Annotated in this window: 16 protein-coding genes; 7 read left to right on the top strand and 9 right to left on the bottom strand. The window is 62.9% G+C overall.

Features of this window, described 5'->3' with window-relative positions:
* Positions 1 to 112 precede the first annotated feature (112 nt).
* From EOC93_RS28510 to EOC93_RS28490, 5 genes are all read right to left on the bottom strand, one after another.
* A complete protein-coding gene (locus EOC93_RS28510; RefSeq protein ID WP_127206281.1) occupies positions 113 to 997 on the bottom strand; it encodes a F0F1 ATP synthase subunit gamma in 885 nt (294 codons plus the stop codon).
* 33 nt (positions 998 to 1,030) lie between these two features.
* The gene (gene atpA, locus EOC93_RS28505) at positions 1,031 to 2,560 is read right to left on the bottom strand and encodes a F0F1 ATP synthase subunit alpha (RefSeq protein ID WP_127206280.1); all 1,530 of its coding nucleotides are present in this window, start codon (positions 2,558 to 2,560) and stop codon (positions 1,031 to 1,033) included.
* Entirely contained in the window at positions 2,560 to 3,120 is a 561-nt protein-coding gene (locus EOC93_RS28500; RefSeq protein WP_095487565.1) for a F0F1 ATP synthase subunit delta, read from the bottom strand. The genes atpA and EOC93_RS28500 overlap by 1 nt, the downstream gene beginning before the upstream one ends.
* A 245-nt stretch (positions 3,121 to 3,365) precedes the next feature.
* Positions 3,366 to 3,761: a DUF4345 family protein gene (locus tag EOC93_RS28495; RefSeq protein WP_095487567.1), complete on the bottom strand. Its 396-nt coding sequence runs from the start codon at positions 3,759 to 3,761 to the stop codon at positions 3,366 to 3,368.
* Between the two features lie 95 nt (positions 3,762 to 3,856).
* Entirely contained in the window at positions 3,857 to 4,552 is a 696-nt protein-coding gene (locus tag EOC93_RS28490; protein WP_095487569.1) for an aspartate/glutamate racemase family protein, read from the bottom strand.
* A 67-nt stretch (positions 4,553 to 4,619) separates the two neighbouring features.
* Here EOC93_RS28490 and EOC93_RS28485 point away from each other — a divergent pair, with 67 nt between their 5' ends.
* Both EOC93_RS28485 and EOC93_RS28480 read left to right on the top strand, forming a co-directional pair.
* Complete coding sequence (locus tag EOC93_RS28485) at positions 4,620 to 4,865, top strand: type II toxin-antitoxin system prevent-host-death family antitoxin (protein ID WP_095487571.1); 246 nt, start codon at positions 4,620 to 4,622, stop codon at positions 4,863 to 4,865.
* A complete protein-coding gene (locus EOC93_RS28480; protein WP_127206279.1) occupies positions 4,862 to 5,317 on the top strand; it encodes a type II toxin-antitoxin system VapC family toxin in 456 nt (151 codons plus the stop codon). Before EOC93_RS28485 ends, EOC93_RS28480 begins: the two co-directional genes overlap by 4 nt.
* A gap of 11 nt (positions 5,318 to 5,328) precedes the next feature.
* On the opposite strand, the gene EOC93_RS28475 is transcribed toward EOC93_RS28480, so the two are convergent.
* Entirely contained in the window at positions 5,329 to 7,512 is a 2,184-nt protein-coding gene (locus tag EOC93_RS28475; RefSeq protein ID WP_127206278.1) for a primosomal protein N', read from the bottom strand.
* Positions 7,513 to 7,602: 90 nt separating this feature from the next.
* Between EOC93_RS28475 and fsa the strand changes: the two genes are divergently transcribed.
* Positions 7,603 to 8,256, top strand: coding sequence for a fructose-6-phosphate aldolase (gene fsa, locus EOC93_RS28470; RefSeq protein ID WP_095487577.1), 654 nt, complete (start codon positions 7,603 to 7,605; stop codon positions 8,254 to 8,256).
* A gap of 106 nt (positions 8,257 to 8,362) precedes the next feature.
* Here fsa and lptE read toward each other — a convergent pair whose 3' ends face one another.
* Positions 8,363 to 8,950 carry an LPS assembly lipoprotein LptE gene (gene lptE, locus EOC93_RS28465; RefSeq protein ID WP_127206277.1) on the bottom strand — a complete coding sequence of 196 codons (588 nt, stop codon included), beginning with the start codon at positions 8,948 to 8,950 and terminating at the stop codon, positions 8,363 to 8,365.
* Positions 8,937 to 11,588, bottom strand: coding sequence for a leucine--tRNA ligase (gene leuS, locus EOC93_RS28460; RefSeq protein WP_127206276.1), 2,652 nt, complete (start codon positions 11,586 to 11,588; stop codon positions 8,937 to 8,939). Before leuS ends, lptE begins: the two co-directional genes overlap by 14 nt.
* 145 nt (positions 11,589 to 11,733) lie before the next feature.
* Between leuS and EOC93_RS28455 the strand changes: the two genes are divergently transcribed.
* The 4 genes from EOC93_RS28455 to EOC93_RS28440 all read left to right on the top strand — a co-directional run bounded on the left by EOC93_RS28455 (position 11,734) and on the right by EOC93_RS28440 (position 13,693).
* The gene (locus EOC93_RS28455; protein WP_095487583.1) at positions 11,734 to 12,396 is read left to right on the top strand and encodes a YggS family pyridoxal phosphate-dependent enzyme; all 663 of its coding nucleotides are present in this window, start codon (positions 11,734 to 11,736) and stop codon (positions 12,394 to 12,396) included.
* 87 nt (positions 12,397 to 12,483) lie between these two features.
* A complete protein-coding gene (locus tag EOC93_RS28450; RefSeq protein ID WP_095487585.1) occupies positions 12,484 to 12,738 on the top strand; it encodes a type II toxin-antitoxin system Phd/YefM family antitoxin in 255 nt (84 codons plus the stop codon).
* Positions 12,738 to 13,139 (top strand): type II toxin-antitoxin system VapC family toxin, encoded by a 402-nt coding sequence (locus EOC93_RS28445; protein ID WP_095487587.1) that lies wholly within the window; start codon positions 12,738 to 12,740, stop codon positions 13,137 to 13,139. Before EOC93_RS28450 ends, EOC93_RS28445 begins: the two co-directional genes overlap by 1 nt.
* A 161-nt stretch (positions 13,140 to 13,300) precedes the next feature.
* Positions 13,301 to 13,693 (top strand): hypothetical protein, encoded by a 393-nt coding sequence (locus EOC93_RS28440; RefSeq protein WP_127206275.1) that lies wholly within the window; start codon positions 13,301 to 13,303, stop codon positions 13,691 to 13,693.
* A gap of 147 nt (positions 13,694 to 13,840) precedes the next feature.
* Here EOC93_RS28440 and EOC93_RS28435 read toward each other — a convergent pair.
* Positions 13,841 to 14,516 (bottom strand): LysR substrate-binding domain-containing protein (locus tag EOC93_RS28435; RefSeq protein ID WP_127206274.1); only part of this gene is annotated, 676 nt, incomplete at its 5' end.

Here is a 14,516-nt window from a genome sequence, read left to right as displayed (position 1 = left end):
CTTCGGGGCCGCCTTCTGGGGGGTCGCTGCTTTCGCCATCGTCTTTACCCTTTTCGTCTCTTTGTTTCTCACGCGATCCGATTGAAGGTCACAGACCTTCGTGGGAGCACGCCTAGAGCGCCTCGGCGCCCGAAATGATTTCGATCAATTCCTTGGTGATCTGCGCCTGCCGCTGGCGGTTGTAGGTGATCGACAATTTGTTGATCATGTCGCCGGCGTTGCGTGTCGCATTATCCATGGCGCTCATCTTGGCACCCATCTCGCCGGCCGCATTTTCGAGCAGCGCACGGAAAACCTGCACGGAGATGTTGCGCGGGATGAGGTCGGAGAGGATTTCGCCCGGCTCCGGCTCGTATTCATAGACGGCATTGCCGCCGTCCGTCGTCTCGGCGGCAGCCGAAGCCACACCTGCCGGGATGATCTGCTGGGTCGTCGGGACTTGGCTGATCACCGACTTGAACTGCGAGTAGAACAGCGTGCAGATGTCGAAGCCGCCCCCGTTGAAAAGCTGGATGACTTTCTTGGCAATGGCATCGGCATTGACGAAGCCGAGCGTCTTCACTTCGCGCAGGTCTACGCGCTCGATGATCAGCTCCGCGTAGTCGCGGCGCAGGATGTCGAACCCTTTTTTGCCGACGCAGATGATCTTGACCTTCTTGCCGTTGGCCAGAAGCTTGCGGATGTGGTCGCGGGCGAAGCGTGCGATCTGCGAATTGAAGCCGCCGCACAGACCACGCTCGGCAGTGCAGACGACGAGCAGATGCACGTCGTCCTTGCCGGTGCCGGTCATCAGCGCCGGGGCCTCGCCGCCGCCGCCGATCGCCTGGGTGATGTTGGCCAGCACCGCGCCCATGCGCTCCGAATAGGGGCGCGCGGCCTCCGCCGCCTCTTGCGCGCGGCGCAGCTTCGCCGCGGCGACCATCTGCATCGCCTTGGTGATCTTCTGCGTCGCCTTGACCGAGGCGATACGGTTACGAAGGTCTTTTAATGAAGGCATGCTTCAAACCTGATCCCGTCCGTCCGGCTTCGTTCAAGCGAAGGTCTTGGCGAAGGTGTCGATCTCCGCCTTCAGCTTGGCGCGTAGATCGTCCGACAGCGCCTTCTCCTTGCGGATACCGTCGAGCACCTCCTTGCCGGCCGAGCGCATGTGGCTGAGCAAGCCATGCTCGAACTTGCTGACCTGGTCGATCGCCAGCTTGTCGAGATAGCCGTTGACGCCGGCGAAGATCACCGCGACCTGTTCCTCGACCTTGAGCGGCGAGAATTGCGGCTGCTTCAGGAGTTCGGTCAGGCGCGCACCGCGGTTGAGCAGGCGCTGCGTGGCGGCGTCGAGGTCGGAGCCGAACTGAGCGAAGGCCGCCATTTCGCGGTACTGCGCGAGCTCGCCCTTGATCGAGCCGGCGACCTGCTTCATCGCCTTGATCTGCGCCGAGGAGCCGACGCGCGACACCGACAGGCCGACATTGACTGCCGGGCGGACGCCCTGGAAGAACAGATTGGTTTCCAGGAAGATCTGGCCGTCGGTGATCGAGATGACGTTGGTTGGGATGTAGGCCGACACGTCGTTGGCCTGGGTCTCGATGATCGGCAACGCCGTCAGCGAACCGCCGCCATTGTCGTCATTGAGCTTGGCGGCCCGCTCCAGAAGACGCGAATGCAGATAGAAGACGTCGCCCGGATAGGCTTCGCGGCCAGGCGGGCGGCGCAGCAGCAGCGACATCTGGCGGTAGGCGACGGCCTGCTTCGACAGATCGTCATAGCTGATCAGCGCATGCATGCCGTTGTCGCGGAAATACTCGCCCATGGTGCAGGCGGTGAACGGCGCCAGGAACTGCATCGGCGCCGGATCGGAAGCGGTGGCGGCGACGATGATCGAATAGTCGAGCGCGCCGCGCTCTTCGAGAACTTTCACGAACTGCGCGACGGTCGAGCGCTTCTGGCCGACGGCGACGTAGACGCAATAGAGCTTTTCCTTCTCCGGCCCGTGATCGTGCACCGATTTCTGGTTGAGCATCGTGTCGAGGATGATCGCGGTCTTGCCGGTCTGGCGATCGCCGATGACCAGCTCGCGCTGGCCGCGGCCGACCGGGATCAGCGCGTCGATGGCCTTGAGGCCGGTCGACATCGGCTCGTTCACCGATTTGCGCGGAATGATGCCGGGCGCCTTGACGTCGACGCGCTTGCGCTCGGTCGCCTGGATCGGCCCCTTGCCGTCGATCGGGTTGCCGAGCGCGTCGACGACGCGGCCGAGCAGGCCCATGCCGACAGGCGTATCGACGATGGCGCCGGTGCGCTTGACGATGTCGCCTTCCTTGATGTCGCGGTCGGCGCCAAAGATGACGACGCCGACATTGTCGGCTTCGAGGTTGAGCGCCATGCCGCGGATGCCGCCGGGGAACTCGACCATCTCGCCGGCCTGGACATTGTCGAGGCCGTAGACGCGGGCGATGCCGTCACCGACGGACAGAACCTGGCCGACTTCGGAGACCTCGGCCTCCTTGCCGAAATTCTTGATCTGGTCTTTCAGAATTGCGGAAATTTCCGCGGCGCGGATGTCCATCAGCCGACCTCTTTCAGTGCAAGCTTGAGCGAATTGAGTTTGGTTTTGAGCGACGTATCGATCTGGCGCGAGCCTATCTTGACCACCAGCCCGCCGAGCAGCGACGGATCGACGGTCACGGTGATCGCGACATCCTTGCCGGCAACGCTTTTCAGCGCCGCCTTCAGCTCGGTTTGCTGAGCCGCCGTCAGCGCATGCGCCGAGGTGACTTCAGCGGCGGTCTCGCCACGATGCTCGGCGGCGATCTGGCGGAAAGCCTTGATCATGCCAGGGATGGCGAACAGCCGGCGGTTCTGGGCGACGACGCGCAGGAAATTTCCGGTGAGGCCGGTGATCCCTGCCTTGTCGGCGATCGCCGCAATGGCCCTGGCCTGGTCCTCGCTGGAGAACACCGGGCTATTGATCAGACGGGTGAGGTCGGCACTGCCTTCGAGCATCGTCGCGAAACTGTTGAGGTCAGCCTCAACCTTAGCAACCGAGTTTGCCTGCAGCGCGAGCTCGAACAGCGAACCCGCATAGCGTTCTGCAACACCTGAGATTGGCGATGACGATTGGGCCACGGACCGTCTTTTCTCTTGTCTGACAGGCCGCAGATTATTGGCGCGAGCGAGAACTCTGGCTAAATCTTTGACCTTACTGCATTTTTCCAAGCACGGAGGCGCGGCTTCCGCTATCCCCGGCCGAAAGTCGATTGCCGTCTAGCACAGGCATTTTAAGACCGCAATGCGTCGTCCTGCATGGTTTTAGGCACTATTGTCGCATCTGGCGGCCGAGCTCAACGACTGGCCCCGAATTAGCCTTTGATTCAAGGCACAAAGCCGAAGGCGAAGGCAAGCGGCAGCGCCGCCAACACCAGTTCCACCACAATTGAAACCCAGTTGAAAGGCGTGTTGGCGCCATCCGACATCATCGACAGCAGCCGGCCGAAGGCGGTGAACAGCCAGGAAAAGCCAAGCGCCATGTAGAGCAGCGGCTGCGCCAGCAGAATGCAGCACAGGCTAACGCCGAGATAGAAGCCCGACATCCTGCCACGCCCTTCGGCGATCGCCGCCGCCTTCTCGGGCTTGACCTGCAGCCGCAGGATGCGGAAGGCCAGCCCCGGCGCCAGGAAAAGCAGCAGGCCGAACAGCAACGTCACGACAGCGCTCGACCACGCCAGCCACTCGCCCTGGCTCATCGGCCATGGAAACGCAAATTCCATACTGTCCCCTCGTAAATGGCTGTTTCGAAATTTCGGGCATTCTAGCGAAGGAAGAGACATGCGCCAGATGGCGCCGGCACTTTAGGAAAAGCGCATCAACCTAGCGCGAATTCGACCGCCGCCTCGGCATGGATGCGCGTCGTATCGAACACAGGAATGTCGAAGTCCGGCTGGCCGATCAGCATGGTGATCTCGGTACACCCCATGATGACGCCGTCAATCTTTTCGTCGCGCCGCAGGCGAGCGATTTCATCAACGTAGGCCGCCTTTGATTCGGTACTGACGATGCCCTGGCAAAGTTCGTCGTAGATCACGCGATGAACCATATCCCGCCCGGCTTGATCAGGCACCACCGGTTGAAGTCCGTATTTGTCGGTGAGCCGGCCCTTGTAGAAATCCTGTTCCATGGTGAAGCGCGTCGCCAGCAGCGCCGGCCGCTTGACGCCGGCCTGGCTGATCGCAACGGCGGTGGCGTCGGCGATGTGGATGAGCGGTATCGACACCGCCGTCTGCACCGTGTCGGCCAGCTTGTGCATGGTGTTGGTGCAGATCAGCAGCCCTTCGGCGCCGGCTGCTTCCAGCTTGCGCGCGGCGTCGACCAGCCGAACGCCCGCCCCCTGCCAGTCGCCAGCGTGCTGCCGTTCGGCGATCTCGGCGAAGTCGAACGACCACAGCAGCAGTTTCGCCGAATGCAGCCCACCCAGCCGCTCGCGCACGATCTCGTTGAGCAGGCGGTAGTAAATCGCTGTCGATTCCCAGCTCATGCCGCCGATGAGGCCAAGGGTTTTCATGATGGGCTGTTCCTTTTCCTGTGCGATTCCTATATTGTGACCACATGAGACCACAAGGAGTTCTCGCATGAAGACAATGCAGCTACGAGAAGCGAAGGCGAGCCTTTCCGTGCTCGTGGCGGCGGCGGCGAATGGCGAGCCTACTGTCATTACCAAGCACGGCAAGCCGACAGCCATGGTTGTACCGATCGATGAGGGACGGAAGCTCTATCCGCAAAACAGCCAAAAAGACTTCGTGGATTTCCTGCTTCAATACCCAGGTGGCATCGAGCTTGAGCGGAACGAATCGCCATCGCGGGAAGTCGAGTTTTGAGCGACTATCTGCTTGATACGTCTTTTCTCTCGGCCTTTGCACCTGGCCGCACTCCGATTCCTCAACATGTGCAGAAGTGGATTGCTGAACAACGGGAGCGTGGCTCCTGGCATATGTCGTCGATCGTAATTCTAGAGGTGGAAAGAGGCATCGCGAAACTGAAGCGGTCAGGCGGACATGCGAAGGTGGAACGCATTAGCCGCTGGTTCGAAAGTTTACTTATCGAATTTGACCAGCGCATACTCCCCGTCGATGTTGCAATCGCGCGAGAAGCCGGACGACTGGAAGACGCAACTATCGCACGAGGTGTCAATCCGGGCTTGGCTGATGTCTTGATCGCAGCGACTGCTCGTTTGAACGGCCTGTCTGTCTTGACAGCCAATGTCCGGCATTTCGCCATCCTCGATGTACCGTACCTGAACCCATTCGCCGAGGGCGGGCCAAGGGCTTAATTCTTCGCCCATCACAAAAAGCTCTGCGGGTCGATGTCGACCTGCACACGCACCGAGCCCCGTATCTTCGGTCCCTCGGCCAGCATGGCTCGGATGAACCCTTGCATGTCAGCGCGCCGCTCGCCCTGGATCAGCAGGCGAAAGCGATGGCGGCCGCCGATCAGCGACAGCGGCGCCTCGGCCGGTCCGAGCACGAACAGGTCGCTTGCCTGCGGTGCGGCACGCCGCAGGCCGCGGGCGTGCCCTTCGGCTTCCGCCCGCGTCGCCGCACTGACGATGACGCCGGCGAGCCGGCCGAAAGGCGGCAGCGCCGCTCGTTCACGTTCCGTGATCTCGCGCTCGTAAAAAGCCTCGGCGTCGCCGGAGACGATCGCCCGCATCACCGGGTGGTCGGGCTGGAAGGTCTGCAGCAGGCCAAGGCTTTTCTTGCCGGTTCTTCCGGCGCGGCCCGTCACCTGGCTGAGCAGTTGGAAGGTGCGCTCGGCGGCGCGCGGATCGCCATTGGCAAGACCGAGATCGGCGTCGACCACGCCGACCAGCGTCATGTTGGGGAAATTGTGACCCTTGGCGACAAGCTGCGTGCCGATGACGATGTCGGCCTCGCCATTGGCGATGGCTTCAAGCTCCAGCCTCAGCCGCCGAACACCGCCCATCAGGTCGGACGACAGCACGATGGTTCGGGCGTCGGGGAAATGCGCAACGACCTCTTCGGCGATGCGCTCGACGCCCGGCCCGCAGGCGACCAGATGATCGAGCGTGCCGCATTCCGGGCAGGCCTCGGGACGGCGTTCATTGTGCCCGCAATGGTGGCAGACCAGCTGGCCGCGAAAACGATGCTCGACCAGCCAGGCCGAGCAGACCGGGCAGCCGAAGCGATGGCCGCAGACCCGGCACAGCGTCAGCGGCGCATAACCGCGCCGGTTGAGGAACAGCAGCGATTGTTCCTTTTTCTCCAGCGTCTGCCGCATTTGGCCAAGCAGCACCGGCGACAGGAAGCCGCCGCGTGCCGGCGGGGCGCGGCGCATGTCGATCGTCTTCAGGTCGGGAAGGGCCGCCTCGGCAAAGCGCGCCGACAGCACCGCCCTGCTATAGCGGCCTTGGCTCGCATTGACCCGGCTCTCGACTGACGGCGTCGCCGAGGCGAGCACCACCGGAAAGCCACCGATATGGCCGCGCACCACCGCCATGTCGCGCGCATTGTAGAAGACGCGGTCTTCCTGCTTGTAGGCGGGGTCGTGCTCCTCGTCGACGACGATCAGCCCGAGTTCCCTGAAAGGCAAAAACAGCGCCGAACGCGCGCCGGCAACCACGCGCACGCCACCTTCCGACACTTGCCGCCAGACACGCTCGCGCATCCTTGGCGGCAGGTCCGAATGCCATTCCGCCGGCTTGGCGCCGAACCGCTCCTGGAAGCGCTCGAGAAAGGCGTGGGTCAGCGCGATCTCCGGCAGCAGGATCAGCACCTGCTTGCCACGGTCGAGCGCCGCCGCCACCGCCTCGAAATAGACCTCCGTCTTGCCCGATCCGGTCACGCCGTCGAGCAGCGTGACGCCGAATGCGCCGGCCGTGGCATTGGTGCGCAGCATCTCGGCCGCGTCACTCTGGTCCGGCATCAGCGAAGGCTGGGCGTAGCCCGGGTCGGGTGCTGCGACCACCGGTCGCGGCGGGATCATGACGGTCTCGAACACGCCTTGCGCTTTCAGCCCGTCGATGACGGTCGACGAAACGCCGGCCGCATGCGCCAGCCCGGACCGCGTCCAGGCAAGCCCGCCTTCGGCTGTTTCCAGCACGCGCATCCGCGCACCCGTCATCCGATCGGGTTTGGCAAAGGTGCGTTGCAACCCTTCGATCCACGGTTCCGGGTCGAAGGCCTCCGGCGCCCGCAGCAGCATGCGCGCCACCATGCCGGGCGGCGACAGCGTGTATTGCGCGATCCAGTCGACGAAGCGGCGCATGGCGCGGTCGATTGGCGGACAGTCGAAGACCTGCTCGATCGGGCGCAGTTTTTTGGCATCGACTTTTTCGACGGCGCCATCCCAGACGATGCCCGCAACCTGGCGCGGACCAAGCGGCACGCGCACGATCGAGCCCGGCACCACGCGCATGCCGGCGGGCACGGCATAGGTGTAGGGGCGCTCGGCGGGCATCGGCACCAGCACTGGCGCGGCTGCGACAAAGGGCGAATCTTCGATCATGAGGCGTGACCTTGCCCCGACTTTCGTCTAGAGCAAAGGCCGACCCCAAATGTGCATGGCATGCACATGAAAATCTTCAGGAGACCCGCCATGAAATTTTTTGTCGACACTGCCGATGTCAATGAAATCCGTGACCTGAACGATCTGGGGCTGCTCGACGGCGTTACCACCAATCCTTCGCTGATCCTCAAATCCGGCGGCAAGATCGCCGACGTCACCAGGGAGATCTGCGAGATCGTCAAGGGCCCGGTCTCTGCCGAAGTCGTCGCCACCGAATACAAGGACATGATGGCGGAGGCCAAGATCCTGGCCAGGATCGCCGACAATGTCTGCATCAAGGTGCCGCTGACGCTCGACGGCCTGAGAGCCTGTAAGGATATCCGGTCGGACGGCCGCATGGTCAACGTCACGCTCTGCTTCTCGGCGACCCAGGCGCTGCTCGCCGCCAAGGCCGGCGCCTCCTTCATCTCGCCCTTCGTCGGCCGCATCGACGACACCGGCTGGGATGGCATGGAACTGATCTCGGACATCCGCACCATCTACGATAATTATGATTTCCAGACCGAGATCCTGACCGCTTCGGTGCGCACGGTGAACCATGTCAAGCAGGCCGCGCTGATCGGCGCCGACGTCATCACCGCGCCGCCGGCGACGCTAAAGGCGCTGGTCAAGCACCCGCTGACCGACAAGGGCCTGGAGCAATTCCTCGCCGACTGGGCCAAGACCGGCCAGAAGATCGGCTGAAATCAAGACGCCGCGTTCATGAAAAAAGGCCGAGCAATCGGCCTTTTTTGTGCGCCAGCAAGCGGCTGTGGGCGAGAACCGGAACGTCTTGATCGAGGCCGGAAAGTTAACCCGCCACCGTCTTGCCGTGCTTGACCAGATCCTGGGCGATCGACAGGCGCAGCAGCTCCGCCAATTCGCGCGCCGCGCGGTTCTCGGCGTCGATTTGCGCCCGGTAGGAGGCAAACTCCTGACGGGGCTTGTCGAAAGACGACGCTATCGAGCGCTTGCCGGTCGCGATGGTCGTGCCGGTCTTGGCGTCGGTCAGCACATAGTTCGCGGTCAGTATCACCGTGCCCGCCGTCGGCTCGTCCTCATCGGTCGTGACTTGCACAATTGCAGCGGATTCAACAAGCTCGCTAACGCCGAGATCGAGCGAATAGGCGGGCGAAGCCGGCTCCCCCGCACCCTGGCCGAGCGCGAAGATCAGATTGTTGCGGACCTGCTGGGCGTAGCGGGTGTTGACCGGCTTGACCGAGATGGACCCGAGTTCGGCGGCAGCGCCAACTTGCGACCCGGCCGACAGCGGCGCGCTCGAATAGAGCGGGCGCACCGTGCAGGCCGAAACCAGCGCAACCGAAGCGACCAGGCCGCAAAGGGCGATACGGCGCAGCAAATACGTCACTTCTGTCTTCCCTAAGTCAGGCAACGACATTGACGATCCTCTGCGGGACGATGATCACTTTGCGCGGCGCCTTACCTTCGAGCGCTTTCTGCACGAAGTCGAGAGCCAGAACCGCTTTTTCGACCGCACCTTGGTCCGCGTCGCGGGCAATTGTCAAATCGCCGCGCTTCTTGCCGTTGACCTGGACCGGCAGCACGATCTCGCTGTCGACGACGAGCGACGGATCGTAGACCGGCCAGGGCCGTTCGGCGACCAGATCGGTGCCGCCGAGCGTCTGCCAGCATTCCTCGGCCAGATGCGGCATGACCGGCGCGATCAGATGCACAAGGATGTCGACGGCTTGCCGGCAGGCACCTTTCAGCGCCGCACCGGCCTTGCCTTCGGCCACCTCGTTGAGCGGCGTTGTGAGCGCATTGGCGAGCTCGTAGATGCGGGCGATGGCGCGGTTGAAGGCGAGCTTTTCGATATCCTCGCCGACGGATTTCAGGATCTTATGCGCGGCCTTGGAAACAGTCCCCGCCTCGCCCTCCTCCGCCGCTGCCGGTTGGGTGCCGGCAAGCGATTCGGCGGCCGTCGACACCAGGCGCCAGATGCGCTGGATGAAGCGATGCGCGCCGGCCGCACCTTCGTCGGTCCATTCGACGTCGCGCTCGGGCGGCGAGTCCGACAGCATGAACCAGCGCGCGGTGTCGGCGCCGTAGCCGTCGGTGATCTCTTCCGGGCTCACCGTGTTCTTCTTCGACTTCGACATTTTTTCGAGCGGGCCGATTACAGCCTCTTCGCCGGTCGCGATTTCGATGGCGCGGCGCTTGCCGTCGACGTCCTCCAGCCGCACCTCGCTGGGCGCAAGCCAGCGGCTGTTCGACCCACTGCCGACCCGATAGGTCTCGTGCACCACCATGCCTTGCGTGAACAGTCCCCTGAACGGCTCGGCGAGATCGACATGGCCGGTCTCGCGCATGGCGCGGGTGAAGAAGCGCGAATAGAGCAGGTGCAGGATGGCGTGCTCGATGCCGCCAATATACTGATCGACCGGCAGCCATTCAGTCGCTGCCTTGGGATCGGTCGGGTCGTTCGCCCAGGGCGCGGTGAAGCGCGCGAAATACCACGACGAATCGACGAACGTGTCCATCGTGTCGGTTTCGCGGCGTGCATCCTTGCCGCATTGCGGGCATTTGACATGCCGCCATGTCGGATGGCGGTCGAGCGGATTGCCCGGCCGGTCGAACTCGATATCGTCCGGCAGCCTGACCGGCAGGTCCGCCTTCGGCACCGGCACCACGCCGCAATCCTCGCAATGGATCATCGGGATCGGGCAGCCCCAGTAGCGCTGGCGCGAAATGCCCCAGTCGCGCAGGCGGAAGTTCACCTTGCGCTCGGCCATCGGCCGGTTGCCGATGGTCCTTTGTTCCAGCAGCTTCGCCACCTCGTCGAACGCCTGATCCGGCTTCATGCCGTCGAGGAAGCGCGAATTGATCATCACGCCGTCGCCGACATAGGCCTCGTCAATGATCTGGAAGTCTCCTTGATTCTCGCCTTCCGGCATCACCACCGGGATGACCGGCAGGCCGTATTTGTTGGCGAAGTCGAGGTCGCGCTGGTCACCGGACGGACAGCCGAAGATGGCGCCGGTGCCGTATTCCATCAGCACGAAATTGGCGACGTAGACAGGCAGCGTCCAGTTGGCGTCGAATGGGTGAACGACGCGGATACCGGTATCGAAACCCTTCTTCTCGGCCGTCTCCAGTGCCGCTACCGAAGTGCCCATGTGGCGAACCTCGTCGATGAACTTGGCCAGCGCCGGGTTGCTTTCGGCCGCCTTCTTCGCCAGCGGATGATCAGCTGCGACCGCCATGAAGGAGGCGCCGAAGATGGTGTCGGGCCGCGTCGTGTAGACCTCCAGCTCATCTTCGCCGTCGATCACCTTGCCAGTAGCTGGGCCAGTAGCTGGGGTGGCCAGCGGCCAGCGGATCAGCAGGCCTTCCGAACGGCCGATCCAGTTCGCCTGCATCAGCTTCACTTTTTCCGGCCAGTCGTCGAGGCCTTCGAGCGAGTCCAGCAGATCCTGCGCATAGTCGGTGATCTTGAAGAACCACTGCGTCAGCTCGCGCTGCTCGACCAGCGCGCCCGAGCGCCAGCCGCGTCCGTCGATGACCTGCTCGTTGGCAAGCACCGTCATGTCCTCCGGATCCCAGTTGACCTTGGAGGATTTGCGCGTCACCAGACCCTTCTCGACAAAATCGAGGAACAGCATCTGCTGGCGATGGTAATAGTCGACATCGCAGGTGGCGAATTCGCGTGCCCAGTCGAGCGACAGGCCCATGACCTTGAGCTGCTCGCGCATGACGGCGATGTTCTGATAGGTCCAGTCCTTGGGATGGACCTTGTTCTGCATGGCCGCGTTCTCGGCCGGCATGCCGAAGGCGTCCCAGCCCATCGGGTGCAGCACGTTGAAACCCTTGGCCCGCTTGTAGCGCGCCACCACGTCGCCCATCGTGTAGTTACGGGTATGGCCGATATGGATACGCCCCGACGGATAGGGGAACATCTCCAGCACGTAGTATTTCGGGCGCGGGTCGTCGTTGTCAGCCTCGAACAGCTTCTTGGCGTCCCAGGCCTTCTGCCATTTGGGCTCTGATGCGCGCGGGTTGTATCGTTCGGTTGCCATCGGATGTTTTTCACTTAGAAGCATGCGCGAACGGCCGGACAATGCCCGGCGGCTCAGGAAATGTCGTCGCGGTGTTCACCATGGATTGCCGGACCCGTCAACTGCGGCGATCCGGCGAGTATCAAAACTAGAGGCAGATATAGGCATGACGAGCGCCGTCGAACAGTTTTTCACGGTCAAGGCGAAGATCGCCGCTGCCGAGCGCGAGGCGGGACGGCAGGCCGGCGCGGTGACGCTGGTCGCGGTCTCGAAGACCTTCGACGCCAACGATATCCGCCCGGTCATCGAGGCCGGCCAGCGTATCTTCGGCGAGAACCGCGTCCAGGAAGCACAAGGAAAATGGCCGGCGCTGAAGGAAGCTTTCCCCGACATCGAGCTGCATCTTATCGGTCCGCTGCAATCGAACAAGGCGAAGGAAGCGGTCGCGCTGTTCGACGTCGTCGAGACGGTCGATCGCGAGAAGATCGCCGCCGAACTCGCCAAGGAGATCGCCAGACAAGGCCGGTCGCCAAGGCTCTACGTCCAGGTCAACACCGGCTCGGAACCGCAAAAGGCCGGCATCGAACCGCGTGAGGCCGTCGCCTTCGTCACCCGTTGCCGCACGGTTCATGGCCTCGCCATCGAAGGTCTGATGTGCATTCCGCCGGCCGACGAGAATCCCGGCCCGCATTTCGCCCTGCTGGAGAAACTTGGGGTTGAGGCCAAGGTAGAAAAGCTCTCGATGGGCATGTCCGGCGATTACGAGACAGCGATCGCCTTCGGCGCCACCAGCGTCAGGATCGGCTCGGCGATCTTCGGTAGCCGTTAACGGACGTTTCGTTTTGCCACCGTTTGTCCAGCCTTGATGTCCAGACATGTCAGGTATATATCTAGCCAAGCTAGCTAGGAGAGACCAATGAACTGGCACCTTCAGGATGCAAAGAACAACTTCTCCAAAGTGGTTCAGCGTGCACGCAGCGAAGGACCGCAGACGGTAACCCTGCGCGGCGAGCGCGCAGCAGTGGTGCTTTCTGCCGAAGACTATGACCGTCTGGCGGGAAAAAAGAAGACGCTGGCAGAGTATCTTCTGACCGGTCCGGTCTGGGATGATGATTTTGCCGAGGAGGTCAACCGTCGCTCGGATACGATGATCCGCGACATCGACCTCTGATGTACCTGCTTGACACGAACATCGTTTCGGATGTGGAACGACGCTTACTCAAGCCGACTGCCTGGCTGGCTTCCATAGACCCGGATTCGATAAGTCTCAGCGTTATCACCATCGGCGAGATCGAACGCGCGATCGTCAAGTTGCGTAAAGTCGATCCCGAACGAGGCACGCGTCTTGATCTTTGGTTGCGAGAACTTCGCCGAGATAATGCCGATCGCATCCTTGCGGTTACCGAAGAGGTCGCCTTGGCCTGGGGCCGCATTTCAGCAGGTCGCACACGAGGCAGCGCCGACACGCTCATCGCCGCGACCGCGCTCGTCCACGACCTCATTCTGGTTACGCGCAACGTCGCCGACTTCAACGATACCGGGGTGACGGTCCTCAACCCTTGGGCTATCTGACCTCCATTCGGCCTCACGGCACCGACGCGGTCGCAATGCTAGACGATCGTAGCGGCCGCGTCATAGCACCGCATTGCGACGCCTGGGCTGCGCGCTAGCTCCGTGGGAGAACCCGAGCGACCAAGCATGGCCGTTCCTTTGCAATGCCAAAGGAGGGCAACATGAGCAAGGAACACGTTCCCCATAACCGATATGTCTCCAACGGCCTGCACCCGCACGTCTATCTGGCGATGGTCGGCCTTGCCGCGTGGTACGCGATGTCGGCCTGGGCGGGCTTCGGGGACGGCGGCTATACCGACTATCTTCTCGTCGTCATGACCGGATTCATCATCATCTCGGTGGCATTGCCCGCCATTGCAGGGCGCGTCTGGCTTCGACATCATCGTCGGACGTCCGCGACCGCCCACAGCTTCGAGGATTGGATGACCGGCGAATTCGATACCGGGCAAGGTCGCATGAGCGCCAAGACGGCGGTGGTCGAGCTCCTCCTGCCGCTCGCCGCCGTCGCCTTTGGCATGACGGCCTTCGCGATCGTGGCGCGCCTGGTTGGTTGAGGCGGCGCCTTTCTGCCAGGGCTGGCAAAAACCCTTCGTGATGAGCGTGATGGCCGGCAACCGGCGCCCTTTGCGCCGAAAAAGTAGTTCAATCTCCTCTTCGGCTTGACGTTTCGGAAGCCGGCGGGCTCCCGATCTTTTTTGGGCTCAGGACAACCGGACAGTCTCGACCAAAAAGTCGAGAAAGGCCCGCACACGCGCCGGCAAGTGCTTGCCCTGGCCGACATAGACGGCATGGGTGAGCTCCTCATCGCCGGGGTTGAAGTCCTCCAGAAGCGGTACCAGCCGCCCGGCGGCGATGTCGGGCTCCACATGCCAGCGCGCCAGCCGGGCGATGCCCGCTCCGGAGAGCGCCATCAGCCGCATCGCCTCGCCATCGCTGACCAGCGCATTTCCGGTGATCGGGACGACAATGGTCTCGCCGGCTGCGCCGACGAAAGGCCAGCCGTCGATATGGCGCACGAAGCAGAAACCCATCCGGTTGTGATGATCGAGATCGGCAGGCGTTCGGGGCGTGCCATGCGTCCTGAGGTAGGATGGCGCGGCGACGACGACCACCGGACTTTGCCCGAGCTTGCGGGCGACCAACCGTGATTCGCCGAGCGGCCCGGCGCGGATCGCGACATCGGCGCGCTCTTCCAACAGGTCGATGACACTGTCGGTCAAAACCAGATCGACGGCGATTTCCGGATAGCGCTCGAGGAACCGCGGCAACAGCGGGATCAGCCGGTGCTGCCCGAACGGCACGTAGCTGTTGACGCGCAGCCGCCCACGCGGGGCGGCACCCGCCGCCGCCTCGCGCTCGGCTGCCGCCATGTCAGCC

The sequence above is a fragment of the Mesorhizobium sp. M6A.T.Ce.TU.002.03.1.1 genome, assembly GCF_003997275.1.
In the GTDB taxonomy this organism is placed as follows: domain Bacteria; phylum Pseudomonadota; class Alphaproteobacteria; order Rhizobiales; family Rhizobiaceae; genus Mesorhizobium; species Mesorhizobium mediterraneum.
Note: the sequence above shows the minus strand (reverse complement) of the source record. Positions and strands in the feature narration are given on the sequence as shown.